The sequence below is a fragment of the Streptomyces sp. NPDC091287 genome (genome assembly GCF_044768525.1).
Classification (GTDB): domain Bacteria; phylum Actinomycetota; class Actinomycetes; order Streptomycetales; family Streptomycetaceae; genus Streptomyces.
Window position 1 is genome coordinate 21,806 of the sequence record NZ_JBIVUV010000014.1, and the last position, 25,964, is coordinate 47,769.

21 protein-coding genes are annotated in these 25,964 nt (G+C 71.7%); 17 read left to right on the forward strand and 4 right to left on the reverse strand.

Translation table 11 applies throughout. The annotated features are described in order from the left end of the window. The first annotated feature begins 500 nt into the window (after positions 1-500). The 12 genes from ACIQRW_RS23595 to ACIQRW_RS23650 all read left to right on the forward strand — a co-directional run bounded on the left by ACIQRW_RS23595 (position 501) and on the right by ACIQRW_RS23650 (position 14,705). A complete protein-coding gene (locus ACIQRW_RS23595) occupies positions 501-1,157 on the forward strand; it encodes a GntR family transcriptional regulator (RefSeq protein ID WP_228180084.1) in 657 nt (218 codons plus the stop codon). Between the two features lie 50 nt (positions 1,158-1,207). Further along, positions 1,208-2,110 carry a dihydrodipicolinate synthase family protein gene (locus tag ACIQRW_RS23600; RefSeq protein WP_403764075.1) on the forward strand — a complete coding sequence of 301 codons (903 nt, stop codon included), beginning with the start codon at positions 1,208-1,210 and terminating at the stop codon, positions 2,108-2,110. Further along, positions 2,107-3,861 (forward strand): L-arabinonate dehydratase, encoded by a 1,755-nt coding sequence (gene araD / locus ACIQRW_RS23605; protein ID WP_403763668.1) that lies wholly within the window; start codon positions 2,107-2,109, stop codon positions 3,859-3,861. Before ACIQRW_RS23600 ends, araD begins: the two co-directional genes overlap by 4 nt. 198 nt (positions 3,862-4,059) lie before the next feature. After that, complete coding sequence (locus tag ACIQRW_RS23610; protein WP_403763671.1) at positions 4,060-4,992, forward strand: carbohydrate ABC transporter permease; 933 nt, start codon at positions 4,060-4,062, stop codon at positions 4,990-4,992. Further along, positions 4,989-5,900, forward strand: a complete 912-nt coding sequence (locus ACIQRW_RS23615) for a carbohydrate ABC transporter permease (RefSeq protein WP_403763674.1) — start codon at positions 4,989-4,991, stop codon at positions 5,898-5,900. Before ACIQRW_RS23610 ends, ACIQRW_RS23615 begins: the two co-directional genes overlap by 4 nt. Continuing rightward, positions 5,897-7,114, forward strand: a complete 1,218-nt coding sequence (locus ACIQRW_RS23620; protein ID WP_403763677.1) for a Gfo/Idh/MocA family protein — start codon at positions 5,897-5,899, stop codon at positions 7,112-7,114. Before ACIQRW_RS23615 ends, ACIQRW_RS23620 begins: the two co-directional genes overlap by 4 nt. Further along, positions 7,111-7,965, forward strand: coding sequence for a PmoA family protein (locus ACIQRW_RS23625; protein ID WP_403763680.1), 855 nt, complete (start codon positions 7,111-7,113; stop codon positions 7,963-7,965). Before ACIQRW_RS23620 ends, ACIQRW_RS23625 begins: the two co-directional genes overlap by 4 nt. Further along, complete coding sequence (locus ACIQRW_RS23630) at positions 7,962-9,563, forward strand: glycoside hydrolase 43 family protein (RefSeq protein WP_403763683.1); 1,602 nt, start codon at positions 7,962-7,964, stop codon at positions 9,561-9,563. Before ACIQRW_RS23625 ends, ACIQRW_RS23630 begins: the two co-directional genes overlap by 4 nt. Further along, the gene (locus tag ACIQRW_RS23635) at positions 9,560-10,894 is read left to right on the forward strand and encodes an ABC transporter substrate-binding protein (RefSeq protein WP_403763686.1); all 1,335 of its coding nucleotides are present in this window, start codon (positions 9,560-9,562) and stop codon (positions 10,892-10,894) included. Before ACIQRW_RS23630 ends, ACIQRW_RS23635 begins: the two co-directional genes overlap by 4 nt. A gap of 114 nt (positions 10,895-11,008) precedes the next feature. Further along, entirely contained in the window at positions 11,009-11,863 is an 855-nt protein-coding gene (locus ACIQRW_RS23640) for a rhamnogalacturonan acetylesterase (RefSeq protein WP_403763689.1), read from the forward strand. 79 nt (positions 11,864-11,942) lie between these two features. Beyond that, complete coding sequence (locus ACIQRW_RS23645; RefSeq protein ID WP_403763692.1) at positions 11,943-13,286, forward strand: polysaccharide lyase family 1 protein; 1,344 nt, start codon at positions 11,943-11,945, stop codon at positions 13,284-13,286. Between the two features lie 255 nt (positions 13,287-13,541). Beyond that, on the forward strand, positions 13,542-14,705 hold the full coding sequence (locus tag ACIQRW_RS23650) for a pectinesterase family protein (RefSeq protein ID WP_403764077.1): 1,164 nt from the start codon (positions 13,542-13,544) through the stop codon (positions 14,703-14,705). Here the strand turns inward: ACIQRW_RS23650 and ACIQRW_RS23655 are convergent. The 4 genes from ACIQRW_RS23655 to ACIQRW_RS23670 all read right to left on the reverse strand — a co-directional run bounded on the left by ACIQRW_RS23655 (position 14,693) and on the right by ACIQRW_RS23670 (position 19,693). Continuing rightward, entirely contained in the window at positions 14,693-16,264 is a 1,572-nt protein-coding gene (locus ACIQRW_RS23655) for a polysaccharide lyase family 1 protein (RefSeq protein WP_403763695.1), read from the reverse strand. The two genes, ACIQRW_RS23650 and ACIQRW_RS23655, sit on opposite strands and share 13 nt — an antisense overlap. Positions 16,265-16,663: 399 nt before the next feature. After that, a complete protein-coding gene (locus tag ACIQRW_RS23660; RefSeq protein ID WP_403763697.1) occupies positions 16,664-18,136 on the reverse strand; it encodes an FGGY-family carbohydrate kinase in 1,473 nt (490 codons plus the stop codon). Between the two features lie 124 nt (positions 18,137-18,260). Further along, a complete protein-coding gene (locus ACIQRW_RS23665; protein ID WP_403763700.1) occupies positions 18,261-19,037 on the reverse strand; it encodes a DeoR/GlpR family DNA-binding transcription regulator in 777 nt (258 codons plus the stop codon). 5 nt (positions 19,038-19,042) lie between these two features. Next, positions 19,043-19,693 carry a histidine phosphatase family protein gene (locus ACIQRW_RS23670; RefSeq protein WP_403763703.1) on the reverse strand — a complete coding sequence of 217 codons (651 nt, stop codon included), beginning with the start codon at positions 19,691-19,693 and terminating at the stop codon, positions 19,043-19,045. 201 nt (positions 19,694-19,894) lie between these two features. On the opposite strand from ACIQRW_RS23670, the gene ACIQRW_RS23675 reads away from it, so the two are divergent. From ACIQRW_RS23675 to ACIQRW_RS23695, 5 genes are all read left to right on the forward strand, one after another. Further along, complete coding sequence (locus tag ACIQRW_RS23675) at positions 19,895-20,950, forward strand: 2-hydroxyacid dehydrogenase (RefSeq protein WP_403763706.1); 1,056 nt, start codon at positions 19,895-19,897, stop codon at positions 20,948-20,950. Positions 20,951-21,038: 88 nt separating this feature from the next. After that, positions 21,039-22,511 carry an FGGY family carbohydrate kinase gene (locus ACIQRW_RS23680; RefSeq protein ID WP_403763709.1) on the forward strand — a complete coding sequence of 491 codons (1,473 nt, stop codon included), beginning with the start codon at positions 21,039-21,041 and terminating at the stop codon, positions 22,509-22,511. A gap of 109 nt (positions 22,512-22,620) precedes the next feature. After that, positions 22,621-23,700, forward strand: a complete 1,080-nt coding sequence (locus tag ACIQRW_RS23685; protein WP_403763712.1) for a substrate-binding domain-containing protein — start codon at positions 22,621-22,623, stop codon at positions 23,698-23,700. Between the two features lie 108 nt (positions 23,701-23,808). After that, the gene (locus tag ACIQRW_RS23690; RefSeq protein ID WP_403763715.1) at positions 23,809-24,669 is read left to right on the forward strand and encodes an ATP-binding cassette domain-containing protein; all 861 of its coding nucleotides are present in this window, start codon (positions 23,809-23,811) and stop codon (positions 24,667-24,669) included. Further along, positions 24,666-25,922, forward strand: coding sequence for a sugar ABC transporter permease (locus ACIQRW_RS23695; protein WP_403763718.1), 1,257 nt, complete (start codon positions 24,666-24,668; stop codon positions 25,920-25,922). Before ACIQRW_RS23690 ends, ACIQRW_RS23695 begins: the two co-directional genes overlap by 4 nt. The last annotated feature ends 42 nt before the right edge of the window (positions 25,923-25,964 follow it).

Below are 25,964 nucleotides of genomic sequence, written 5' to 3' on the forward strand. Positions count from 1 at the left end.
TCGGATCAGGACTCGGCGCGGATGCCAAGGGTGCGGCGGGCTCCTGAGGAGTGCTGCGGTCACTGTCCAGAAAAGTCATGGAGTTCTCCTGGGTAGTCGGTTCCAGGACCGCCCTGAAATCGAATGCAATCTCTTTTCCCCACGTCATCTCGTTTCCGTCGACCGACGCCAGGGCTTGGGTATCAAAGGGCGTTTACCTCGTCGATTCCAGGCGAAACCCGTGACGTTACGGCACAGTTCGACAAATGGGAGGCCGCGCGCGTCCGGGCGGCGGAGGCCGGGCGGGCCGGGTCGGCGCCGCACGGCAGAGCCCTGCTCCGCCGACGGGGCCCACCCGGACGGGCAGCACGCCCACCGGCATCGTCAAGTGGCGCCCGGGCCCGAGAAGTTCTTCGGTCGGAAGCGTTGACGAAACATTCCACGTGGCCCTAGCTTCATCGCGTCGTACTTCGTACGTCATATATGAGACGCGATACGCGAGATGTGAGAGCCCGTCACCCATGACCTTCGCCCCTGCCCCGATCCCCTCCCGGACCCAGTACGTGCTGGAGGCCATCAAGCACGCCATCCTCACCGCGCAGTTGAGACCGGGACAGGCCCTGGTGGAGACCGAACTCGCCGCGCAGTTCGGGGTGTCGAAGACTCCCGTCCGCGAGGCGCTCAAGACGCTCGCGGGCACCGGACTCGTGGTGATGAGCCAGTACAAGGGCGTCACCGTGCGGCTCGTCGACGCGACCATGGCCAGGGAGGTGTACGACGTGCGCCTTCTGCTGGAACCGGAGGCGCTGCGCCGCTCCATCACCCGGGGCGCCTCGCTGGAGGCGGCCCAAGAGGCCCTGGAACGGGCCGACTCGGCGGCCGACACGGCGGACAGGTCACTGGCCAACCGGGACTTCCACCGGGCCCTGTACCTGCCCTGCGGCAACCCGCTGCTCTCCCGGATGCTCGACGAGGTCCGCGACCAGGCGGCGCTCGTGTCGACCGTGGCCTGGTCGGCCGTCCCGTCCTGGGAGCGCGAGGCGGCCGAGCACCGCGAGATCCTGCGGCTCGCCCTCGCCGATGACGCGGAGGCCGCCGCCGGCGCTCTGCACCACCACATCGCCTCGTTCGTACGCCGCGCCTTCCCCGACGACGAAGACGGGGGCGGCGCCGCGTGAACCGCCCGCTGGACACGCTCCACCAGCACCTCGACGAAAGGCCAGTCCGCATGGACCACTCACCGCTGAAGGCGGCCCTCGCAGACGTTGTCGCGATCCCGGTGACGCCGTTCGCCGAGGACGGGAGCATCGACACCGCGACCCACCGCGTCCTGATGCGCAGGCTGCTCGACGGGGGCGTCCGCACCGTCACCCCGAACGGCAACACCGGGGAGTTCTACGCCCTCACCCCCGACGAGCGGCGCCTCGTCACCGAGCTGACCGTCGAGGAGGCCGCGGGGCGCGCCACCGTCCTGGTGGGCGTCGGTCACGACGTGCCGACCGCGGTGGCCGCCGCCGAGCACGCCGCCGAGGCCGGTGCGGCGATGGTGATGGTGCACCAGCCGGTGCACCCGTACATCGCGCAGGAGGGGTGGGTCGACTACCACCGGTCGATCGCCGAGGCCGTGCCGCAGCTCGGTGTCGTCCCCTACATCCGCAGCCCGCGGCTGGCCGGCGAGCGGCTCGCCGAACTCGCCGACGCCTGCCCCAACATCGTCGGCGTGAAGTACGCGGTCCCCGACGCGGCCCGCTTCGGCGCCTTCGCCCGGGACGCCGGCCTGGAACGGTTCGTCTGGATCGCCGGCCTCGCGGAGCTGTACGCCCCCTCCTACTTCGCCTCCGGCGCCACCGGTTTCACCTCCGGTCTCGTCAACGTCGCCCCGGCCGTCTCCCTCGAGATGCTGGAGGCGCTGCGGGCCGGGGACTACGTGGCGGCGATGAAGGTCTGGGAGCGTATCCGCCGCTTCGAGGAGCTCCGCGCCGCGGAGCAGTCCGCCGACAACGTCACCGTCGTGAAGGAAGCCCTGTCCGCGCTGGGGCTCTGCCGCCGCGATGTACGCGCTCCGAGCCGGGTCCTGCCCGAGGCCCGGCGTGCCGAGGTCGCCGGGCTGACAGCCGAGTGGTCCCTGTGACCGACACGTCCACCCGGGGCCCGGGAACCGGCCGTATCGCGCCCGAGGAGCTGCGCAGCCACCGGTGGTTCGGCACCGACGGACTGCGGTCCTTCAGCCACCGGGCCCGTACTCGTCAACTCGGCTACCTCCCCGAGGAACACCTCGGCAAGCCGGTCATCGCGGTGCTCAACACCTGGTCCGACATCAACCCGTGCCACACCCACCTGCGCGACCGGGCGCAGGCGGTCAAGCGGGGGGTCTGGCAGGCGGGCGGGTTCCCGCTGGAGTTCCCCGTCTCCACCCTCTCGGAGACCTTCCAGAAGCCGACCCCGATGCTCTATCGCAACCTGCTGGCGATGGAGACCGAGGAGCTGCTGCGCTCCTACCCCGTCGACGGGGCGGTGCTGCTGGGCGGCTGCGACAAGTCGACGCCCGCACTGCTGATGGGCGCCGCGTCCGTGAACCTGCCGACCGTCTTCGTGCCCGCCGGGCCGATGCTGCCCGGGCACTGGCGCAACGAGGTCCTCGGCTCCGGCACGGACATGTGGAAGTACTGGGACGAGCGGCGGGCCGGGACCATCGGCGACTGCGAGATGGCCGAGCTGGAGAACGGTCTGGCCCGCTCCCCCGGCCACTGCATGACGATGGGCACCGCCTCCACCCTGACGGCCGCCGCCGAGGTACTGGGGGTCACCCTGCCGGGTGCCTCGTCCATACCGGCCGTCGACTCGGGGCACGAGCGGATGGCCGCGGCTTCGGGGCTGCGGATCGTCGACCTCGTCATGCGGCAGGTGACGTTGTCACAGATCCTGACGCCGGAGGCGTACGAGGACGCCGTCGCCACGGTTCTCGCGCTCGGCGGCTCCACCAACGCCGTGATCCATCTGATCGCGATGGCCGGCCGGTCCGGCGTGAAGCTCACCCTGGACGACTTCGACCGGATCGCCCGTACGGTGCCCGTCCTCGCCGACCTCCGTCCCGGCGGGCGGTACCTGATGGAGGACTTCCACTTCGCCGGCGGCCTGCCCGGCTTTCTGGGGCGGCTCACCGACGTACTGCATCTGGACCGGCCCACGGTCGCGCACACCACCCTGCGCGAGCAGCTCGACGGGGCCCCCGTCCACAACAGCGACGTCATCCGCGAACGCTCCGACCCGCTGGCCGGGGAAGGCGGGGTGGCGGTGCTGCGCGGCAACCTCTGCCCCGACGGGGCCGTCATCAAGCACATCGCCGCCGAGCCGCGCCTGCTGCGCCACACCGGGCCCGCCGTCGTCTTCGACGACTACCGGGAGCTCCAGCGCACGATCAACGACCCGGCCCTGGCCCTCACTCCGGACCATGTGCTCGTGCTGCGCAACGCCGGGCCCCAGGGCGGCCCCGGCATGCCCGAGTACGGCATGCTGCCGATCCCCGACTACCTGCTGAAGCAAGGTGTGCGGGACATGGTGCGGATCTCCGACGCGCGGATGAGCGGCACCAGTTACGGGGCGTGTGTCCTGCACATCGCACCCGAGTCCTTCGTCGGCGGGCCGCTCGCCCTGGTCCACACCGGCGACCTCATCACCTTGGACGTCGAGGCCCGGCTCCTGCGGCTCGATGTCGACGACGAGGAGCTGGAGCGGCGCAGGGCCGCCTGGTCCCCGCCGCCCGCCCGCTACGGACGGGGCTACGGGGCGCTGTACCAGGACCAGATCACCCAGGCCGACACCGGATGCGACTTCGCGTTCCTGGCCCGGCAGGGAGAGGTGCCCGACCCGTACGCGGGATGAACCGGGCCCCGTGACCGTACGCGGGTCCCATGACCGGACGCGGGTCCCGTGACCGTACGCGGGCGGAGCCGGGGCCCCCTCTGCACCTCGCTCCCCCCGGGTCGCTCCAGCTCTTCGTAGCAAGCGCTTTCACAGTCAGTGGCCGACAGGCCCGAACGTCCAGCGCATCCAGCACCTCCCAGAGATCGGAGACGCGTCATGGCCCCAACCGCAGCCGTGGCCACACCGCCGCCCAAAGAGTCCCGGCGCCGCCGGGCGAGCCCCCGCCGCCTGCCGTATCTGCTGATCGCGCCGGCAGGCCTCCTGATGCTGGGCTTCATCGCCTACCCGGTGCTCAGCGTCTTCTACTACAGCCTGCGGAACTACAACGTCACCAAGCCGTGGCGGAACGGCTTCGCCGGGCTCGACAACTTCCGGCGCGTCTTCACCGAGGACGACCAGTTCTGGCCGACGCTCGGGTTCAGCGCCCAGTGGGTCTTCACCCAGGTCACGCTCCAGCTGCTCCTCGGCCTGGCGCTCGCCCTGATCGTCAACCAGACGTTCATCGGGCGCGGCATCTCCCGGGCCATGGTCTTCTCCCCCTGGGCCGTCTCCGGTGTGCTGACCAGCACGATCTGGATCCTGCTCTACAACTCCTCGACGGGGTTCAGCCGCTACCTCGCGGACGCCGGGATCGGCGAGTACGGCACGTCGGTGCTGTCGGACACCGGAACCGTCTTCTGGGCGGCCACCGTCACCGAACTCTGGCGCGGGGTCCCCTTCTTCGCGATTCTCATCCTCGCCGACCTCCAGTCCGTCTCGAAGGAGTTGTACGAGGCGGCGTCGGTCGACGGCGCGGGCCGACTGCGGCAGTTCTTCCACATCACGCTGCCCCACCTGCGGGACGCGATCATCCTCGCCACCCTGCTGCGCGGGGTCTGGGAGTTCAACAACGTCGACCTGCTCTACACCCTCACCGGCGGCGGGCCCGCGGGTGAGACCACCACCCTGCCGCTCTACGTGGCCAACACCGGCATCGAGGGCCACGACTTCGGGTACGCCTCCGCGCTCACCACCGTCGCCTTCGTGATCCTCCTCTTCTGCTCGATCGTCTATCTGCGCCTGAGCAAGTTCGGAGGCGACCGCACGTGACCGCCCTGCTCACCGAGAAGAACGGAACCGCTCGGCGGTCCTCCGCTCCCGGCTCCCCACCGTCCTCCCCGCGCCGCCGCCCCGGGCGGGAGCGCGCCTTCGACGACGTGCCGCGCTGGCAGATCTATCTGCCGCTCGGCCTCTACCTGCTCTTCACGCTCATCCCGTTCTACTGGATGCTGCTCTTCGCCGTACGGCCCGCCGGTTCCACATCGCTGGTGCCCTGGCCGATGACCGGAGCGCACTTCTCCAAGGTCTGGAACGAGCGGAGCTTCGCCGTCTTCTTCCAGAACAGCATGATCGTCGGTGTCGCGACGCTCGTCGCCACGACCCTGGTCGCCCTGGCCGGCGGCTACGCCCTGGCCAGGTTCGACTTCAGGATCAAGGGCGCGTTCATGCTCGCGCTGCTCTGCTCGCAGTTCATCCCGGGCGCCCTGATGCTCGTACCGCTCTTCGAGATCTTCCGGAACCTCCAGATGATCAACTCGCTGGGGAGCGTCGTCATCGCGGAGACGGTGTTCCAGCTCCCGCTGTCGATCATCCTGATCAGCGGCTTCATCAAGAACGTCCCCGTCTCCCTGGAGGAGGCCGCCTGGGTCGACGGCTGCTCGCGCTTCACCGCCTTCCGCACCGTCGTCCTGCCGCTCCTGCGCCCCGGGCTGATCGCCGTCGGCTCCTTCGCGTTCGTGCACAGCTGGAACCACTTCCTCTTCGCCCTGATGTTCCTGAGCGAGCAGGACAAGCAGACGATCCCGGTCGGACTCAACACGCTGATCGGCGCGGACAGCGTCGACCTGGGCGCGCTCGCGGCGGGCGGAGTCATCGCGGCCGTCCCCGTGGTGATCGTCTTCGCCTTCATCCAGAAGTGGCTCATCACGGGCTTCAGCGCCGGCGCGGTGAAGGGATGAGGAAAGTAACCGCCCCGGCCGCCCGCGTGCCCGTCGTCCCGACCTCCCCCGTGCCCGTCGTCCTGGCCGGCGCCCGGGGCCACGGCCGGTGGCATCTCGCCAATGTGCGCCGGCTCCAGCACCAGGGCCGGGTCAGGCTGGCCGGCATCTGCGAGCTGGAGCCGCTGACCGCCGGTGAACTCGCCGCCTCCGGCTTCGGCCCCGGCGAGTCGCCCGAGCAGTCCGACGACTTCGGGGCGCTCCTGGACGTCACCGGAGCGCGAGCGGCCGTCATCTGTACCCCCATCCAGACCCACACCGAGCTGGCCCTCGCCGCCGCCGCCCGGGGCGTCCACCTGCTGCTAGAGAAGCCGCCCGCCGCCGGCTGGGACGACTACGCGCGGATGGCCGAAGGCGTCGAACGAGCGGGCATCGCCTGCCAGGTGGGGTTCCAGTCCTTCGGGTCGCACGCCCTGCCCGCCATCCGCGAGCTGGTGGCCGCCGGAGCCATCGGGACCGTCACCGGCTTCGGGGCCGCCGGGGCGTGGGTCCGGGACGACGCCTACTTCCGGCGGGCGCCCTGGGCCGGGCGGCGGAGGATCGGGACCACCGATGTGGTCGACGGTGTCCTCACCAATCCCCTGGCGCACGCCGTGGCCACCGCGCTCGAACTGGCCTGCCGGGGCCGGTCCGAGGAGGTCACCGCCATCGAGACGGAGCTGTACCGGGCGCACGCCATCGAGGCGGACGACACCAGCAGCCTCCGCGTCACCACCGCCGGCGGGCCGTGTGTCACCGTCGCCGTCACGCTGTGCGCCGAACGCCCCGGGGAGCCGTACGTCATCGTGCACGGCGAGAAGGGCCGGATCACCTTCTGGTACAAGCAGGACCGCGTCCTGGTGCAGCGCGCCGGACGGGGCCCCGAGGAGACCGTCCACGGGCGGACCGATCTCCTGGAGAACCTCCTCGACCACCTGGAGCACGGCACACCGCTGCTGGTTCCGCCCGCGTCCACGGGGGCGTTCATGCGCGTCGTCGAGGCCGTACGCAGCGCCCCCGAGCCCGCCCCGCTGCCCGACCGTGCCTGGGAGACCCGGTACGACGGGCCGGACGGCGGGGCTCGGCGGGTCGTGCCGGGCATCGACTCGCTGGTCGCCGCCGGGGCCGAGTCCCTCAGCCTCTTCTCCGAACTGGGCGCCCCCTGGGCCCGGGTGGGCGAGGCGGCCGCCTCATGACCCAGCACGCCACGGACCCGTTCCCCGACCTCCCGGCCACCCTTGCCTGCGGCGACGACACCGTCGCCCACTACGGCTACGCGCCGGGGGCGGACGGCCGCCCCCGCCTCCACCCCGTCACCACGCTCGGCGGGATCGCCGTCACCGAGGAGCGCCCCGCCGACCACCGCCACCACCTGGGCGTCTCCGTCGCCGTCCCCGACGTCGCCGGGTACAACTTCTGGGGCGGGCGCACCTTCGTACGGGGCCGGGGGCCCACCGCACTCGACAACCACGGCGTCCAGCGCCACCTGGCCCGGCCGCACCGCAGCCCGAACGGCTTCACCCAGGAGCTGGGCTGGGAAGCGGCCGGCGTCGAGCTCCTGCGTGAGCACCGCACCCTGTCGGCCACCCGGACCTCCGGCACCACCTGGGAGCTGGACTTCTCCTTCGTGCTCACCAACCCCGGCGGCACGGACCTCTCCATCGGCAGCCCCGCGACCAACGGCCGCCCGGGAGCCGGGTACGGCGGCTTCTTCTGGCGGGCCCCCAAGGAGGCCGCACCGCCCACCGTTTTCAGCGCCACGCACGAGGGCGAGAGCGAGGTCCACGGCCGCACCGCCGACTGGCTGGCCCTCGCCGGGGACGGCTGGACGCTCGTGTTCGTGGGGGCGACCGAGGAGACCCGGCGCGACCCGTGGTTCGTGAGGACCTCCGAGTACCCGGGCGTCGGCTCCAGCCTCGCGGCGCACGAGCGGCTGCCCGTACCCGCCGGGGCGTCGGTCGTGCGCCGGATCATCACCGTCGTCGTGGACGGCAGGCCGGACCGGGAGGCCGCCGCCCGGTACGCGCGCGAGGCGGTGGCCAGGTGAGCCGGCCCTGGAGCTCCGATCTCGGTGACGGGACGTACCGCAACCCGGTCCTCAACGCCGACTGGTCCGACCCCGACGTCGTCCGCGTCGGTGACGACTACTACCTCACCGCGTCCAGCTTCGGCCGGTCCCCCGGGCTGCCGCTCCTGCACTCCCGCGACCTGGTCAACTGGACCGCCGTCGGGCACGCGCTGGGCCGCCTCGAACCCGCCGCCGAGTTCGCCGCTCCCCGCCACGACCGCGGGGTCTGGGCCCCCTCGCTGCGCCACCACGGCGGACGCTTCTGGATCTTCTGGGGCGACCCCGACCACGGAATCCAGCAAATCAATTCGCCCCGCGTCGAGGGCCCTTGGAGCGCCCCGCATCTACTCAAGGCGGGCAAGGGGTTCATCGACGCCTGCCCGCTGTGGGACGAGGAGACCGGCGAGGCCTATCTCGTCCACGCGTGGGCCAAGTCCCGCTCCGGTGTCAAGAACCGCCTTACCGGCCACCGGATGAGCCCCGACGGCCGCGAACTCCTCGACGAGGGATCGACGTTGGTGGACGCCGACCGGATTCCGGGCTGGTTCACCCTCGAAGGCCCCAAGCTCTACCGGCGCGACGGCTATTTCTGGATCTTCGCGCCGGCCGGCGGCGTGGAGACCGGCTGGCAGGGCGCCTTCCGTTCCCGGGAATTCTTCGGCCCGTACGAGGAACGCGTCGTCCTCGCCCAGGGCCGCACCGACGTCAACGGCCCCCATCAGGGCGGCTGGGTGCACACCTCCGCGGGCGAGGACTGGTTCCTCCACTTCCAGGCCCGGGGAGCGTACGGGCGGGTCGTCCACCTCCAGCCGATGCGCTGGGACGCCGAGGGCTGGCCCGTCATCGGCGACGAGGGCGAACCCGTCCCCCGGCACACCAAACCCGTCGCTCCCGCCCAGCCGGTGACAGCGCCCGCCGTGGACGACGACTTCCCCGGCGGCCGGCCCGGCACACAGTGGCAGTGGACGGCCAACCCGCGACCCGGCTGGACCACCCGGCACGGCGGGGACGGGCTGCGGCTCACCTGCGTACGGACCGGGTACGAGCACGACCTGCGGCTGCTGCCCAGCATCCTGGTCCAGCGGCTGCCGGCGGAGGAGTTCACCGTCGAAGTGGACCTCGCGCTGGACGGCGGCGAACCGGGCGCCAAGGCCGGACTCGCCGTGTTGGGGGACGCCTTCAGCTGGATCGGCCTCGCGGTCACCGCGGACGGCATACCGCGGCTCGTCCACCGATTCGCCGAGGGCGTCGCCGTACACGAACGGGACGCGGCCGGGTCCCGTGCGTCCCCCGAGGGACGGGCCAGCCTGCGCGTCGAGGTCACGGCGGGGGCCCGCTGCCGCTTCTCCGCCGACACCGGCGACGGGTTCCGGCCCTCGGGCCAGGTCTTCGCCGCCACCCCCTGGCGCTGGGTCGGGGCCCTCCTCGGGCTCTTCGCCACCGCACCGGCCGGGACGGGCCCCGCCGGAACGGCCCGCTTCACCGCATTCCGCGTCACCGGCCCCAACCCCCCGCAGAAGTGCACGTGTACGGATCCATCACACCCGCATCACCAGACAGAGAAGAGCCGACGATGACCATTTCGAAGACACAGCGGGGACGTACCGCGGCCGCGGTCTCCATCACGGCGGTGCTCGCGCTGACGGCCACCGCGTGCGGCGACGACGGCAGCGGCTCCGGCACGGAGGGCAGCGGAAAGGGCGAGATCACCTTCTGGGACAACAACGGCGGTCCGCGCACCGCCGTCTGGACCGAGATCATCAAGGACTTCGAGAAGCAGTACCCGGACATCAAGGTCAAGTACGTCCCGATCCCGATCGCCGACGTCCAGTCCAAGTACGACACCGCGATCGCGGGCGGCGGGCTGCCCGACGTCGGCGGCGTCGGCACCGCCTATCTGGCCAACATGGTCTCCCAGGAGGCCCTGGAGCCGGTCAACGACCGGCTGGAGAAGTCCGCGCTGAAAGGCAAACTGGTCGAGTCCATGGTCGAGAGCGTCCGCGCGGCGGCCGGCCGGGGCGACGACGTCTACTCCGTACCGACCTCCGCGAACAACGGTGTGCTCTGGTACCGCACCGACCTGTTCGAGCAGGCCGGTCTCAAGGCGCCCGACACCTGGGCGAATTTCTACACGGCGGCCGAGAAGCTGACCGACGCCAAGAACAACGAGTTCGGCTACACGATCCGCGGCGGCGCCGGCTCCATCGCGCAGGCGCTGGACGCCGTCTACGGCCAGTCCGGCATCACCGAGTTCTGGGACGGCGACAAGACGACGCTCAACGACCCGAAGAACGTCGCCGCCCTGGAGAAGTACTCCGGGCTCTTCAAGAAGACCACGCCCGCGGCCGACGTCAACAACGACTTCACCAAGATGGTGGCCCAGTGGGACACCGGCACGATCGGCATGCTGAGCCACAATCTGGGCTCCTACCAGGACCACCTCAAGGCCCTCGGGGAGGACAAGTTCGCGGGCATACCCGCGCCCATCGGGGACGGCGGCACCCGGGTGCAGGTCTCCAACCCCGTCGACGGCCTCGGCCTCTTCCGGTCGAGCCAGAACAAGACCGCGGCGTGGAAGTTCATCGAGTTCGCGGCCTCCCACGCGTCCAACAGCAAGTGGAACGAGTCGGCGGGCGCCATCCCGGCCAACACCGAAGCGGCGAAGGACCCCTGGATCAAGGAGACCGAGTCGACCGCGCTGGCCGCGAAAACCCTGACCGACGGCTCCACGAAGGTCGTCGACCTGCCCTACTACCTGCCCGACTGGAACAACATCAGCAAGGCGGACAACGAGCCGGAGTTCCAGAAGGTGTTGCTCGGCAAGATCACGGCCAAGGCGTTCCTGGACGACATGGCCGAGCAGTTGAACGCCGCCAACAAGGAGTGGAAGGAGATCGGAAACGGCTGATCCGGCCTCCTCTTCTGTCCCTCCCCCGATGACGGGGGCCGGCGGCGGTCCGGGTCGCGCTCCGCCGCCGGTCCCTCTGCCGTGCAAGCGCGCACACAAGAGAGGCAGCCCTCCGTGTCACTCACCCGCAGACAGACCGCCGCCGCACTGCTCACCGTGCCCCTCGGCCCGGTCCTCGCCCTCACCGCCACCCCCGCGCTCGCACACGGCGGCGGGGGCGGGGGCGAGGGCGGCAGACCCCGGCCCCGTACGATCCACATCGCCGGGGACTCCACGGCCGCCGTGAAACACGCCGACGCCGCGCCCGAGACGGGTTGGGGTACGGCGCTCCCCTTCTTCCTCGCCGGTCGGCTCCGGGTCGCCAACCACGCGGTGAACGGCCGCAGCTCGAAGAGCTTCCTCGACGAGGGCCGCCTCACCGAGCTCCTGGCCGGTGTCCGCCCCGGCGATCTCGTCCTCGTCCAGTTCGGCCACAACGACCAGAAGACCGAGGACCCGGCCCGCGGCACGGACCCGTACACCACCTACCAGGAGTATCTGCGCCAGTACGTGAAGGGCGCCCGCGCACGACGGGCGCGGCCGGTACTGGTCACGTCGGTCGAGCGCCGCCGGTTCACCGCAGACGGCACCGCCCGGCCCACGCTCGGCGAGTATCCGGCGGCGATGCGCGCCCTGGCGGCCGAGGAGGGGGTCCCCCTGGTCGACGTCCAGGCGCTCTCCCTCGCCCGCTGGCAGGAGCTGGGTCCGGACGGCACCGAGGCCTGCTTCCTGTGGCTGGACCCCGGCGACTCGCCCAACCATCCCGACGGCGCCCGCGACAACACCCACTTCAGGCCGGCGGGCGCCATCGAGGTGGCCCGGCTGACCGCACGGGCGCTGCTGGGCGAGGACGTGCTCGCCCCGCGCGATCTCCGCCGCCTGGACGACCGGGTCCCGGCGGAGTGGATCACCTGGCCCGGGCAGGTCTGAGGCACTCCCCCTCCTCTCCTCTCCCCTCTCTTCCTCTTCATCCCTTCTTCCTCTTTCCGACGACACAGAAGGATTCGCCATGCCCGCACGCAAGCGTCATACCCGCGCCATCGCCGTGACCCTGGGCTGCACCTCTCTGGCCCTCGCCCTCAGCACCCCGGCCCTGGCCACCGGGCAACCGAGCCACGCCGGCCCCGGCGTCGAGCGCGCCGTACTGCCCGCCGGAGACGGCTGGGCCGCCGCCGAGGGCTCCACCACGGGTGGTGCGAACGCCGCCCCCGACCACGTCTACACGGTGACCGACCGGGCCGAGCTCATCGCCGCCTTCGCGGAGGCGGGCGACGCACCGAAGATCATCAGAATCTCCGGGACCTTGCACGGCAACTCCGACGTCAACGGCACGCCGATCGGCTGCGAGCAGTATCAGACCGGCGGTTACACGCTGGAGAAGTACCTCGCCGCCTACGATCCCGAGGTCTGGGGCCGGGACGCGGTCCCCTCGGGTCCGCTGGAGGAGGCCCGCGTCGCCTCCGCGAAGCTCCAGGCAGCCTCCGTCAATATCAAGGTCCCCTCCAACACCACCCTGGTCGGGGTGGGGAAGAACCCGAAGGTCATCGGGGCCTCGCTCCAGGTGCGGGACGTCTCCAACGTCATCATCCGCAACATCGGCTTCGAGGACACCTACGACTGCTTCCCCCAGTGGGACCCCACGGACGGGGCCGAAGGCGCCTGGAACTCCGAGTACGACAACCTCGTCGTGTACGGATCCCGCCATGTCTGGGTCGACCACAACACCTTCAGCGACGGCGACCGGCCCGACGCGGACCAGCCCCACTACTTCGGCCAGGTCTACCAGCAGCACGACGGCCTCTTCGACATCGTGCGCGGCGCCGACCTGGTCACCGTATCGTGGAACGTCCTCAAGGACCACGACAAGACCATGCTCATCGGCAACAGTGACGGCGCCGGCGCCACCGACCGGGGCAAGCTCCGTGTCACGCTCCATCACAACCTCTTCAAGGACGTCAAGGAGCGGGCCCCGCGCGTGCGGTTCGGCCAGGTCGACGCGTACAACAACCACTTCGTGGCGACGAAGGGCAGCGCCTACGGATACACGTTCGGTATCGGCGCGGAGTCCCGACTGGTCGCCGAACACAACGCGTTCACCCTCACGCGGGACGTGGACCGGGCGACGATCCTGAAGAAGTGGTCGGAGTCGTCCCTCACGGCGGGGAACAACTACGTCGACGGGCGGAAGACCGACCTGGTCGCCGTGCACAACGCGGGGGTGCCGGGCGAGCACCTCACCGAGGGCGCCGGCTGGACGCCCCGCCTGCGGACCGCGGTCCACCACCCACTCGTCGTGCCGGTGCTCGTGGCGCTCAAGGCGGGAGCGGGCAGGGCGAGCGCGAGCGGTCGCTGAGAGCTCGTCCCCGACCGCACGCGCCCGGAGGCAACCGCCCCCGGACCGCATCGCACGGCCGTAACCGCCCCGGCCTCGCCACCGCGGGCGCGAACGTCCCCGCGCCTCATCACCCCTCGACCCGACCACCCCGAACCGGCCGGAGCGGCACCGCATGCTTTCCACCACCCCGGAGAGCGCCGCTCCGGCCTCTCGCCGCTCACCCCGAGGAGCCCCACCATGCCCAGTGGACCTACTCTGCCCAGCGGACCTTCCCTGGCCGGCAGACGCACCGCCCTGTCCCTGCTCGCCGGAACGGGTGCCGCCCTCGCACTCGGCGCGACCGCCGCCCACGCCGGGACCGCGTTCCCCCGCCCCTTCGGCCGCTACGGCTCACCGGCACGGCGCCTGGACCCCCGCACGCTGTACGTCGACGCGTACGGCCGCGGCGACCACACCGACGTACAGTCCGCCGTCGACGCGGCGACCGGCACCGGACGCACGCTCGTGATCGCCCCCGGTGTGTACCGCGCGACGGTGCTCATCGGCCCCGCCCACGAAGGGCTCACCCTGATCGGCGCGAACGGCGACGCCCGGGACACCGTGCTCGTGTACGCCAACGCGGCGGGCACACCCAAGCCCGACGGCTCCGGAACCCTGGGCACCAGCGGATCGGCCACGGTCACCGTCCGGGCGGCCGGATTCACCGCCCGCGACCTGACCTTCGCCAACGACTGGCTGCGCTCCGACAACCCCGAGTACACCGGCACACAGGCCGTCGCCATCAAGGTCCAGGGGGACCGGTCGGCGTTCTACGGCTGCCGGTTCCTCGGCCACCAGGACACCCTGTACGCCGACTCCCTCGCCGTCAACGCGTTCGCCCGCCAGTACTACCGCGACTGCTACGCGGAGGGGGACGTCGACTTCGTCTTCGGCCGCGCCACCGCCGTCTTCGACCACTGCCACTTCCGCGCACTCACCCGCACCGACCTGGCCTCGGCCCCGTACGGCTATGTCTTCGCGCCGAGCACCGCCGGAGCCAATCCGTACGGCTTCCTGGTCCTGCGCTCCCGGGTCACGAGCACCGCCCCCGACGCGTACTACAAGCTCGCCCGCCCCTGGGTGCCTTCCTCGGACCTCACCGCGCACCCCATGCTGACCGTCCGCGACAGCCGGCTCGGCCCGGGGATCGACGCGAGGACGCCGTACGCCACCATGTCCGCGGGTTTCCCGTGGCAGGACCAGCGCTTCGCCGAGTACCGCAACACCGGCCCCGGGGCCCGCGTCACCGTCCCCGCGAACCGGCCGCGGCTCAGCGCGGCCGAGGCCCGCGCCCACACGCCGGCCCGCTGGCTGGACGCCCGGAACCCGCACCTCCCGGATACGTGGGAGATGCGGGTCGCGGACGATGCGCGCGGACTGCGTGGTCAGCCCGCGTAGGTCTCGAACTCGGCGATCCTCGGGGTGCCGGTCGAGCCGGTGATCTCGAAGGTGATCTTGCGCAGGGAGGTGCGGGGGAAGCTGATGGCCCCTGCTCCTTCTCCGGAGGTCAGGACGGCGCCGGTGTCGCCGTCGAGGAGTCGCCAGGCCTTGATGGCGCCGGTGGAACCCGCCGCCTCGTGGATGACGACCGAGGAGACGGAGGTGGCGGAGGCCCACTTGATCGAGGCGGAGCCGGTGGGGCCGGCGGGCGACCAGTAGGTGCTCGGGTCGCCGTCGCGCAGATCACCGTAGCTTGTTCCGGCGGCCTTGCTGGATCCGTCGGAGCCCGCTCCGATGCTGAGGTTGGTCCCGGTGGGCGGAGTGGGGTCGGTCGGTCCGGGAGTCGGGTCCGTCGGTCCCGGCGTCGGGTCGGTCGGCGTGGGCGTCGGGTCGGTCGGCGTGGGCGTCTGCGGTGTGCAGTTGCCGTCCGATACCTTCAGACCCTTGTCGGCGCCCGCCGTGCGGCTCACGACGTCCGGCACGCAACTGGCCGTGTCAGCACGGTAGGTGTAGGGGATGTCGACCGTGGTGGTGGACTTCATGTCGGGCCCGGCGGGGTTGGTCGTGCCGCCGGGGCTGGACCAGGTGACGTTGTCGAGGGTGTTGCCGCTGACCTGCCAGTAGCCGGCCTCGTCGGTGTAGAAGGTGCCGAGGACGTCCTTGGAGTCCTCGAAGTAGTTGTTCTCCACCTTGGCGCGGGCCCCGGCCCGGGAGTTGATGCCGGACTCGTTGAGCTTCACGTAGTGGTTGTTGTAGATGTGGGCGATGCCGCCGCGCAGCAGGGGCGCGCGGGAGTCGATGTTCTCGTACAGGTTGTGGTGGTAGGTGACGAAGCCGTTGGAGCGGTCGCTCTCGCTGGACCCCACCAGGCCGCCGCGGCCGGAGTTGCGCAGGATGCTGTACGAGAGGGTCACGTACTGCGTGTTGGCCTTCATGTCGAAGAGGCCGTCGTACCCCTCCGACTCCCCGCCCGACGCCTCCAGGGTCGTGTGATCGACCCAGACGTTGCGGACGCCGGACTCCATGCCGATGGCGTCGCCGCCGTTGGAGGTGGGCGAGCCGGACTTCTTGACGTTCCGGACGGTCACGTTCTGGATGATGATGTTGCTGGCCTCGCGCAGGTGGATGCCCAGCTGGTCGAAGACGGCCCCGCTGCCGACGCCGACGATCGTGACGTTGCTGATCTGCTTGAGCTCGATCACGCCGGCGGCGGTGCTGCAACTGTCGCCGGACACCTTGGTCGTGTTGCCGTGGTTGATCGTGCCTTCGACCTCGATCACGATCGGGGTGCCGCTGTCGGCCCGCCCGCACAGTGCCTCGTGGATCTGGGTCCCGGTGGTGGCGCGGACGGTCTGCCCGCCCGCACCGCCGGTGGTCCCGCCGTTCTGGGTGGCGTAGCCGGTGGCGCTCCCGGTTGCCGCCGCCGCCTCGGGCGCCGACAGCACCGCTCCGGTCGCGGCCGCGAGGGCCAGGGCTGCCACGGCGGCCTGCAGCCGCCGTGCGACTGGTCGTCCCATGTTCGTCTCCCAGGTGTCTTCGGTTGGTCGGTGATGGATGCCAGAACACAACGGTGACGTGCTCATGACATATGGGAGCGCTCCCGCACGCAGCCGCACAGAAGCGGCTCGATCCACCAGGGGGACATGCGGCAGCGCCCCCGCGTCCCGGGCTCCATGCCGGGAGCGACAGGACAGCAAGCGCTTTCTACAGTGAACGTAGAGGGGTCCGACCAGCATGGCAAGGTGCATGCGGCAGCGGCTTTCCCCGAGACCGCTCTCGCGTCGAAGTGCCCTGACTCCCGGGCCCGTGCGGGCCGCCCCCGGGGCCAACACCCGGCTCAGCGCGCACCGATGGCGCCGCCGGTGGTGCGGCTCGGGGCGTCGGTGAGCCGTCGCGTACGCGCGAGGCACGACGCGTCACTCGTCGGGGAGCCAGCCCCGCTCGCGCAGCGCCGCGACGAAGCGGCCGTGCGCGTCGTCCAGGGCGGGGCGTTCCTCCGGCACCGGCTCGACGAGGGCGCCGCCGCGCACCATGGCCGCCGCGCTCGCCGCGAGGTCCTCGTGGAGCGTGCCGGTCGCGGCGAGGAGTGCGGCACCGAATGCCGTCTCCGCGCGCTCGACCACCCGGACCGGGCGGTCCAGGACGGTGGCCCTGATCGTCGTCCACACAGTGCTGCGGCTGCCCCCGCCGGCCGCATGCAGGGGGCCGAGCACCGGAACGCCGAGACGCTCGACCCGGTCCAGGGCCAGGCGTTCGACGAAGGCGACTCCTTCGAGTGCGGCCCGGTGGGCGTCCGCCTCGTCGCGGGGGCGTCCCAGCTCGAATCCGCGCGCCACGCCGGCGACGAACGGGAACCGTTCGCCGTCGCGGCGCAGCGGGTAGCGCACGTACGAAGCGGGGCCCCGGGCCGCCGCGGCGGCGTCCAGCGCGGGCAGGTGGGCCGGGTCGACGTCGGCCAGGCACTCCCCTCCGGTGTTGGACGCCCCGCCGGGGAGCCACCAGCCGTCGGGGTGGCGGTGGCTGTAGAACGCTCCGGTCGCGTCGCGAACGAGGTCGGCGGAGACTCCCTTGAGGACGTACGTGGTGCCCAGCACGCCCACGAAGCGGCCCGGCTCGACCGCCCCCGTGGCGATCTGGCCCGCGCAGCCGTCCGTCATCCCGAGGCGTACGGAGCACCCTTCGGGCAAGCCCGTGGCCTCGGCCGCCTCCGGGCCGACGACTCCGGCCTCCGTGGCGGGGGCGCGTACGGAGGGGAGCAGCGCGAGCGGGAAGGCGAAGGCGTCGAAGACCTCGTGCGCCCACTCCGAAGCGCGGGCGTCGTAACCGGACTTGAGCGCGTGGCTCCAGTCCGTGGCGACGGGATGACCCGTCAGCTCGCGCCCGACGATTTCCGGTGCGTGCAGGACATGGCGCAGGCCCGAGCCGTACGTCCGCAGGCACCAGACGGCCCGGCCCAGCGCCGCGGTGGGCCCCACCGACAGGCCGAGCGCGTCCCACCGGGTGCTGCCCACCCGCTGCGCCTCGGCATTGACGTCGGCGGCCCGCCGGTCGTCGTACATGAGGGCCGGGCCGAGCGGGACGCCGTCGGCCCCGGTGGGCACGATGGTTCCGGACGTGGCGGACACGGCCACCGCGATCACCTCACGGCCGCCCCGGGGCAGCGCGCCGGTGGTGCGGCGCAGCGCCGAGCGTACGGCGGGCCACCACGACCGGGCGTCCTGCTCGCTCGTCCCCGCGGCGGTCCGTACGGGCGGCGGCAGTTCGCCCCGCGCCTCGGCGAGTACGCGCCCCTGCCCGTCCACGCACACCACGCGGACGGACGCGGTCGCCACGTCGATGCCGATCACGGCCGGAGCGTGGGGAGTTGGGCGACGGGTTGCACTGCTCATGGTGAAAAGCGTCCTTCCCCGGCGGAACGGGCCTCAGATGTCCACCTGTTGGGTGGGCGGTCCTTCGCGGTGGCTACGTGCGTGTGCAGTTAACAGGCGTTCCATCATGGCGGGAGGAACGGTTTCATGGTGCGACGGCCGCCACCGTCACCCGGGTCCGCTCGCGGAGTTTGCCGAGCAGTTCGGCGTCCGCCCCGTCGTCCACGACGAGATGGTCCAGGTCGCCGACGGGCCCCACCCGGTGCAGCGCGGTCCGGGCGAGCTTGGTGTGGTCCATGAGCATCACCTTCGTGGCCGCAGACGTGAGCATCGCCCGTTTCACCAGCACCACGTCCTGTTCCTGGTGGTAGGCCGTCCTGGCGTCGAGGGCCGAGGTGGAGACCGCTACCAGGTCGACGGAGAGCGCCTCCACCGCCTCGACGCAGGGCATCCCGAGGAAGGAGTCATGGGTGCGCGAGTACTCGCCGCCCAGGGCGATCAGGCGGATGCCCTCGCACCCGGCGAAGACGTCGAGCACCCGGCGGGCGTTGGTGACGACGGTGAGGGGGGCGAGGTCGACCAGCAGGCCGGCCATGACCAGGACCGTGGTGGAATCGTCGAGCATCACCGACATTCCGGGCTCCACCAACGCGGCGGCGGCGCGCGCGACGGCCCTCTTCTCCGCCGTGTTGACGCCGAGCCGGTAGTCGAGGCTCGACTCGAACACGGTGGACGGCAGGGCGGACGCACCGCCGCGGAAACGGCGCAGCACCCCTTGCCGCGCGAGGTCGTCGAGGTCGCGGTGGACGGTCATCAGGCTCACGCCCGTGAGCTGGGCGAGGGCGGCGCCCGTGGCGGTGCCCTGCTCCACGACATGGTCGGCGATGAGCCGTCGCCGTTCTTCGGCGGATCTCTTGGTCATGGGGGTCAGTCTCCCGCAGGGCTCGGGCCGGGCGCGGGGGCGGGGGGAGCGGCGGTGGGTACGTTGAGCGAGCGCAGCGCTGTCTCCGTGCCGCGGATCTCGATCTCCGTGACGGCCCCGTTGTCGAGTCGCGGGAAGATCCGCCGGTAGCGCCCGAGGGGAAGTCCGAGGAGCTCGCACAGGGCGATGCGCAGCAGGGTGTTGTGAGCGACGACGAGCACCTTTCCCCCAGGGTGACGGTGTGCGAGGTCGCGCAGGGAGCCGGTCGCCCGCGCCGCGGCCAGGGCGACGGGTTCGGAGCCGGGGAAGGCGCCGGAGTCGGCGTCCTCGCGGAACCGCCGTACGGCTTCGGGGTCCTCCTCGGCCATCTCCTCGATGGTCCTGCCCTCGCCCCATCCGAAGTCCACTTCCCGCAGCCCCTCCTGGACGTCCGCCGCCAAGCCCAGCGCCGCCGCCGCGGGCGCCGCGGTCAGGCGGGCGCGGCCGAGCGGGGAGCAGGCGACCGCGTCCACGCCGCCGCGGGCGGCCCAGGATCCGAGGTCGGCTCCCTGGGTCACGCCCTTGGGCGTCAGGGCGACGTCGGTGACACCGGCATACCGGTTCTCCGCGTGCCACTCGGTCTCGCCGTGGCGTACCAGCAGGAGACGAGAGGTCATGGAGAGGCCCTTTCGAGGTCGAGGCGCATCGAAGGATCAGTAACAGGCCGTACGCGCCGGGCGCATTGCCGGTTCACGTGAGCGCTGTTAAATTTAACAGAAATTCCACAGCCCAGGACCGGCCTGTCGCGGCCCGGATCACGCTCCGGCCTGCTCGCCCCGCCACCCCACCGGCTCTCCTCGCAGAAGGAATCCGACGTCATGCGCATCCTCGCCGCAGGCGACCACTTCGTCCGTCCCTCGTTGATCCGCACGGCGGTGAGCCAGGAGCTGTCCCGCACGGGCCGGGAGCTCCCGGAGTTCACGGAGCTGACCCTCCCCTGGCCCCACGAGCCCTTCGGTCCGGTCGCGGAGGTCCGCGAGGCGAGCGGTACGGAGGACGAGCTCGTCGAGGCGCTGGCCGGGGCCTCGGTCTGTGTGACGCAGATGGCCCCGTTCACCGAGCGGGTGTTCGCCGCGTCGCCCGCGCTGCGTCTCGTCGCCGTCTCCCGGGGCGGGCCGGTCAATGTGGACCTGGCCGCGGCCACCCGCCACGGAGTGAGGATCAGCTTCGCCCCCGGCCGCAACGCCCAGGCCGCCGCGGAGTTCGCCGTGGGGCTGATGCTCGCCGCGATGCGCCGCGTCACCGCCGCCGACGCGGAGCTCAAGCGGGGCGTCTGGCGGGGCGATCTGTACGCGTACGAGGAGAGCGGCGGTGAGCTCGGCGGTGCCACGGTCGGACTCGTGGGCTACGGCGCCATCGGCCGGATCGTGGCACGGGTGCTGCGCGCCTTCGGGGCCCATGTGCTGGCGGCCGACCCGTACGCCGACCGTGCGGCGGCCGAGGCGGACGGGGTCGAACCGGTCGAGCTGGACGCCCTGCTGAGCCGGAGTTCGGTGGTGAGCCTGCATGCCCGCCTGACGGAGGAGACCCGCCACCTGATCGACGCCCGCCGCCTCGGGCTGCTGCCGCACGGCGCGGTCCTGGTGAACTCCGCCCGCGGCGGACTGCTCGACCACGCGCCGCTGCCCGAGCTGCTGCGGGGCGGCGCTCTCGGGGCGCTGGCCCTCGACGTGTACGACATCGAGCCGATCCCCGCCGACTGGGCGCTGCGCGACGTGCCGAACGTGATCACCACACCCCATCTCGCGGGCGCGACCCGGCAGACGGCGCACCGGGCGGCGGCCATCACCGCCGCCGAGGTCGGCCGTTTCCTGCGCGGGGAGAAGCTGTCCCATCTCGCGAACCCCGACGTCCTGACGGCCGGTCGGCCCTGACGGCCGCCGTCGCCGTCGCCGTGACCCGTCGCCCAGGAACCCATCGGCTCGTATCGGCCGCTATCGGCTCGCACAGGAGGCACCAGGCGTGAGCACCATCATCGGTGTGGACATCGGGACGTCGGTCACCAAGGCCGTGGCGTTCGACCAGACGGGCGGTGCCCTGGCCTCCGCGAGCCGGCGCTCGCGTCTGGACATGCTGCCGGGCGGACGGGTCGAGCAGGATCTCGACGACGTCGTGGCCGGTGTCGGCGACGTCGTGCGCGAGGTCGCCGCCGCCGTCGGCCGGCCGCCGAACGCCGTGGCGCTCACCGGGCAGGGGGACGGTCTGTGGCTGCGGGACTCCGAGGGCCGCCCGGTGCGGCCCGCCATCTCCTGGATGGACGCGCGGGCCTCGGAGCTGGTGACCCGCTGGCTGGTGGACGGCACGATCAGCACCGCTTTCGCGCACACCGGCTCCGGCATGTTCCCGGGGTGCCACGGCCCGCTGTTGAACTGGCTCCAGGAGCACGAACCGGACTCGCTGGACCGGGCAGCCGTCGCGGGGTACTGCGTCGACGCGGTCGCCCAGCGCCTCACCGGCCGGGTGTGCCTCGACGCGTCCGACGCGACGCTGCCGTTCCTCGACCCGCGTACCCGCCGCTACGCGCCCCAGGCGCTGGCCGCCTGCGGTGTCGGGGAGCGATCCGGGCTGCTGCCTCCTCCCGCCGCTCCGGGCACGGTGCTCGGGCTGGACGGTCGCGGCGCCGGACTCCTGGGGCTGCCCGAGGGGCTGCCGGTCGTGGCGGGGCCGTACGACCTGCCGGCCTGCGCGATCGGCAGCGGGGTGCGCGAGGTGGGGGACGGCGTTCTCATCCTCGGCACGACCCTCGCGAGCCAGGTGCTGACCGACCGCGTCGATCTCGATCCGCTCGCCGAACCCGCCGGCATGTGGCTGTGCACGCCCACCCCCGGCCGATGGCTGCGCGCCATGCCCGCCATGGTGGGAACGGCGGCGCTGGAGTGGGTGCTCGCCCTCGTCGGCGCGACCACGGCCGACGTGGACGCCCTGCTCACCGACAGCCCGCCCGGCGCACGGGGCGTCCATGCTTTCCCCTTCCTGTCCGAAGCGGGCGAACGGGCCCCGTTCGTCGAGCCGTCGGCCCAGGGCAGACTCGACGGGCTCAGCCTGGCGACGGGCCGGGAGGACGCCGTGCGGGCCGTCTGCGAGGCAATCGGCTACGCCGCCCGGCACTGCCTGGACACGGCGGGGCTGAGCGGCACTCTCGCCCTGTGCGGCGGCGGCACCCGGTCCGTGATGTGGGCCCGGCTGATCGCCGACGTCCTCGGCCGGCCCGTCCGCGTTCCGCTGGAGGAGCAGGTCGGGGCGCTCGGCGTGGTGTCCGTCGCCCGGGCCTCCCTGTCCCCCGGGTACGAGGCACCGCCGGGACGCCACCAGGTCGTCGAGCCGCGTGCGGACGTACGGGCGCTGCACGAGGACGGATACGAGCGGTACCGGGCGGAGTTGGCGACGGCCCGGGCCGAATGGGGGGCTCGCGCACGGGTACCCCGACGTCTCTGAACGAGCCCACCGCCCTGTTATTTATGACATGCCCATTGACACTACTAACACGTGCGCTGTTAATTTGACGCGAAGGAGGGCTCTCCGCCTGAAGACCCAGGAGATTCCAGTGAAGCAACGCTCTGTCAGATCGTTCGCCGCTGTCCTGTCCGCGTTGGCGGTGATCGTCTCCGCCGCCGCCTGTACGACGAAAGCGCCGAGCGGTACGGACGGCAGGTCACCGGAGGACGCGAAGATCGCGTTCCTGATGCCCGACATCGCCTCCACCCGGTACGAGCTGTACGACGCCCCCCTCTTCAGGGCCAAGGTGAAGGATCTCTGCGGTGGTTGCGAGGTCCTGTACCAGAACGCGGGCGGCGACGCCGCGAAGCAACAGCAGCAGGCCGACTCCGCTCTCGCGCAGGGCGCCGACGTCATCGTCATCGATCCGGTCGACTCCGCCGCGGCGGCCAGCACCGTCCGTACGGCCCAGGGACGAGGGGTCCCGGTGATCGCGTACGACCGGCCGATCCCGGCGGTCAAGGCCGACTACTACGTCTCCTTCGACAACGAGAAGATCGGCTCCATGATCGGCGCGTCCCTGGTGGAGCACCTCAAGGCCACCTCGGCCGAGGGCGGCCTCCTCCAGGTCAACGGTTCACCGACCGACGCGGCGGCGGGCCTGATCAAGAAGGGCATACACAGCGCGGTCGACTCCAGCGGATTCGATCTCCTCGCCGAGTACGACACCCCTGCCTGGGAACCGGGTAAGGCGCAGAGCTGGGTCAGCGGCCAGATAGCCAAGTTCCCGGGAAGGATCGCCGGAGTGGTCGCCGCCAACGACGGCACGGGCGGCGGTTCCATCGCCGCGTTCAAAGCGGCCGGAGCGGCCGTGCCACCGGTGACCGGGAACGACGCCGAACTCGCCGCCGCCCAGCGGATCGTCAAGGGCGACCAGTACAACACCATCTCCAAGCCCATCAAGACCGTCGCGGAAGCCGCCGCCACCGCGGCGTTCGCCTTCGCCCGGGGAGAGAAGCCACGGGGTGACACCACGCTCTTCGGCACCCCTTCGGAACTCTTCACCCCCACCGTGGTCACCCGGGAGAACATCGCGGAGGTTCTGGTGGGCGACGGCAAACCGCTGAAGACCGCCGATGTGTGCACGACGACGTACGCCGCCGCCTGTGCCGAGGTGGGCCTCACGTAGTCCCGCCGGCCCGCCCGCGGTGCCCACGACCGTCCGCGGCGGGTGGGACGCCCACCCGGCCCGCCAGGGCCACCACTCCCCCGCCCGCCCGCCCCGGAAGGTCGGTCCATGTCCGCTGACTCCTTACCCTCCCCTCACGAGGCGCCGGGCGGCTCGCTGCTCTCCCTGCGCGGAATCAGCAAATCCTTCGGCGCCGTCGCCGCACTCACCGATGTCGACCTCGATGTTGCCGCCGGGGAGGTCGTGGCTCTGGTGGGCGACAACGGCGCGGGGAAGTCCACCCTGGTCAAGGTCCTCTCCGGGGTGCATCAGCCGGACGCCGGAACCGTCGGCTTCGGCACCGGGACCGTGGCGATCACCTCCCCGGCCACCGCACAGCGCCTCGGCATCGCGACCGTGTTCCAGGACCTCGCCCTGTGCGAGAACCTGAACGTGGTGGAGAACCTCTTCCTCGGGCGCGAGTGGCGTGGGCTGCGCCTGGACGAGGTGGGCATGGAGGTCCGCTCCCGTGCTCTGCTCGGGGAGCTGTCGGCGAAGGTCCCCTCGGTACGCGTCCCGGTCGCGGCCCTGTCCGGCGGCCAGCGGCAGACGGTGGCCATCGCGCGGACGCTCCTGGGCGACCCCAAGGTGATCATCCTGGACGAGCCGACGGCCGCCCTGGGCGTGGCGCAGACGGCGGAAGTCCTCAATCTGATCGAGCGTCTGAGGGAGCGTGGCCTGGGCGTCCTCATGGTCAGCCACAACATGGCCGACGTGCGGGCCGTCGCCGACACCGTGGCCGTCCTGCGGCTCGGCCGCAACAACGGAGTCTTCGACGCGGCCGGGACGACGGCGTCGGAGCTGGTGGCGGCCATCACCGGAGCCACCGACAACGTGGTCAGCCGCCGCGCCGGCCGCGACCGGGCCACGGGCGACGGCACGGAGCCGGCGTATCGGACCGGAGCGGCGCACCAGGGGGAAGCATCATGACGGAACCGGCCGCTGTCACGAGCCCGGAGCTCTCCCCCGGCGAGCCCCTCGAACCGACGCCCCGGTCCGCCGGTGCGCGCGACCGCCTGCGAGCGGTTTGCGTCCGGCTGCGCGGCGGCGACCTCGGCCTCCTGCCCGTCCTAGCCGGGCTGGTCGTGATCTGGGTCGTGATGCAGATCCTCAACCCCATCTTCCTGTCGAGCGCGAATCTCACGAACCTCGCCCTCGAAAGCGTGCCGGTCGGCATCATCGCCCTGGGAGTCGTCTGTGTCCTCCTCGTCGGCCAGATCGATCTGTCGGTCGGCTCGGTCAGCGGCCTCGGCGCTGCCGTACTGGCGGTCCTCTTCGTGGACCGGGGGCTGCCTGCCTGGCTCGCCGTCGTCGTCTCGCTGGCCCTCGCGGGTCTGATCGGCTGGTTCTACGCCCAGGTCCACAACCGGATCGGGGTACCCAGCTTCGTCATCACCCTCGGCGGCCTCCTCGGCTTCCTCGGCGTGCAGCTGTGGATACTCGGGCCCAAGGGATCGATCAACCTGCCCTTCGACTCGGGCCTGGTGGCCTTCGCCCAACTCCAGTTCCTGCCGCCCTGGTTGGCGTACGCGCTGGTCGTCGCGGGCGCGGCGGTGCTGTACGCGACCGGTGCCGCCCGTGCGTCGGAGCGCCGCCGGGCGGGGCTCACCGCCGCCTCCCGGCGCCTGCTCGCCGGACGGAGTCTGGCGCTGCTGGCCGGCCTCGGCGCGGCGGTCTGGTATCTCAACCGGGACCGGGGGGTGGGCTGGATGTTCGTGTTCTTCCTCGCCCTGGTGCTGGCGCTGCACTACGTCCTGTCCCGCACCTCGTTCGGCAAGTCGATGTACGCGGTCGGCGGCAACATGGAGGCCGCCCGGCGTGCGGGCGTGAACGTGAAGGCCGTCCTCACCACCGCGTTCGTGCTGTGCGCGACACTCGCGTGCGTCGGCGGCGTCCTCTCCGCCTCACGGCTCGCGGCGGCCAACCAGAGCAGCGGCGGCGGCGACGTCAACCTCAACGCCATCGCGGCGGCCGTCATCGGCGGCACCAGTCTGTTCGGCGGCCGGGGCACCGCGTTCGCCGCGCTGCTCGGCGTTCTCGTGATCCAGTCCATCTCCAGTGGGCTCACGCTGCTGAATCTCGACTCCGCGTACCGCTTCATGGTGACCGGCGGGGTACTGCTGCTGGCGGTGTCGTTGGATGCCGTGGCCCGGCGTTCGCGGGTCTCCCACGGCAGGGCCTGAGGCAGCACCGCCCCGGATCCGTCGGCACCGCACACCTTGAGG

Bases quoted from the DNA above. Each gene is read 5' to 3' on its own strand.
- ACIQRW_RS23660 (WP_403763697.1), bottom strand. From the start codon at position 18,136: ATGAGCAGTGCAACCCGTCGCCCAACTCCCCACGCTCCGGCCGTGATC.
- ACIQRW_RS23670 (WP_403763703.1), bottom strand. From the start codon at position 19,693: ATGACCTCTCGTCTCCTGCTGGTACGCCACGGCGAGACCGAGTGGCAC.
- ACIQRW_RS23625 (WP_403763680.1), top strand. From the start codon at position 7,111: ATGACCCAGCACGCCACGGACCCGTTCCCCGACCTCCCGGCCACCCTT.
- ACIQRW_RS23655 (WP_403763695.1), bottom strand. From the start codon at position 16,264: ATGGGACGACCAGTCGCACGGCGGCTGCAGGCCGCCGTGGCAGCCCTG.
- ACIQRW_RS23610 (WP_403763671.1), top strand. From the start codon at position 4,060: ATGGCCCCAACCGCAGCCGTGGCCACACCGCCGCCCAAAGAGTCCCGG.
- ACIQRW_RS23620 (WP_403763677.1), top strand. From the start codon at position 5,897: ATGAGGAAAGTAACCGCCCCGGCCGCCCGCGTGCCCGTCGTCCCGACC.
- ACIQRW_RS23695 (WP_403763718.1), top strand. From the start codon at position 24,666: ATGACGGAACCGGCCGCTGTCACGAGCCCGGAGCTCTCCCCCGGCGAG.
- ACIQRW_RS23675 (WP_403763706.1), top strand. From the start codon at position 19,895: ATGCGCATCCTCGCCGCAGGCGACCACTTCGTCCGTCCCTCGTTGATC.
- ACIQRW_RS23635 (WP_403763686.1), top strand. From the start codon at position 9,560: ATGACCATTTCGAAGACACAGCGGGGACGTACCGCGGCCGCGGTCTCC.
- ACIQRW_RS23690 (WP_403763715.1), top strand. From the start codon at position 23,809: ATGTCCGCTGACTCCTTACCCTCCCCTCACGAGGCGCCGGGCGGCTCG.
- ACIQRW_RS23645 (WP_403763692.1), top strand. From the start codon at position 11,943: ATGCCCGCACGCAAGCGTCATACCCGCGCCATCGCCGTGACCCTGGGC.
- ACIQRW_RS23665 (WP_403763700.1), bottom strand. From the start codon at position 19,037: ATGACCAAGAGATCCGCCGAAGAACGGCGACGGCTCATCGCCGACCAT.
- ACIQRW_RS23595 (WP_228180084.1), top strand. From the start codon at position 501: ATGACCTTCGCCCCTGCCCCGATCCCCTCCCGGACCCAGTACGTGCTG.
- ACIQRW_RS23600 (WP_403764075.1), top strand. From the start codon at position 1,208: ATGGACCACTCACCGCTGAAGGCGGCCCTCGCAGACGTTGTCGCGATC.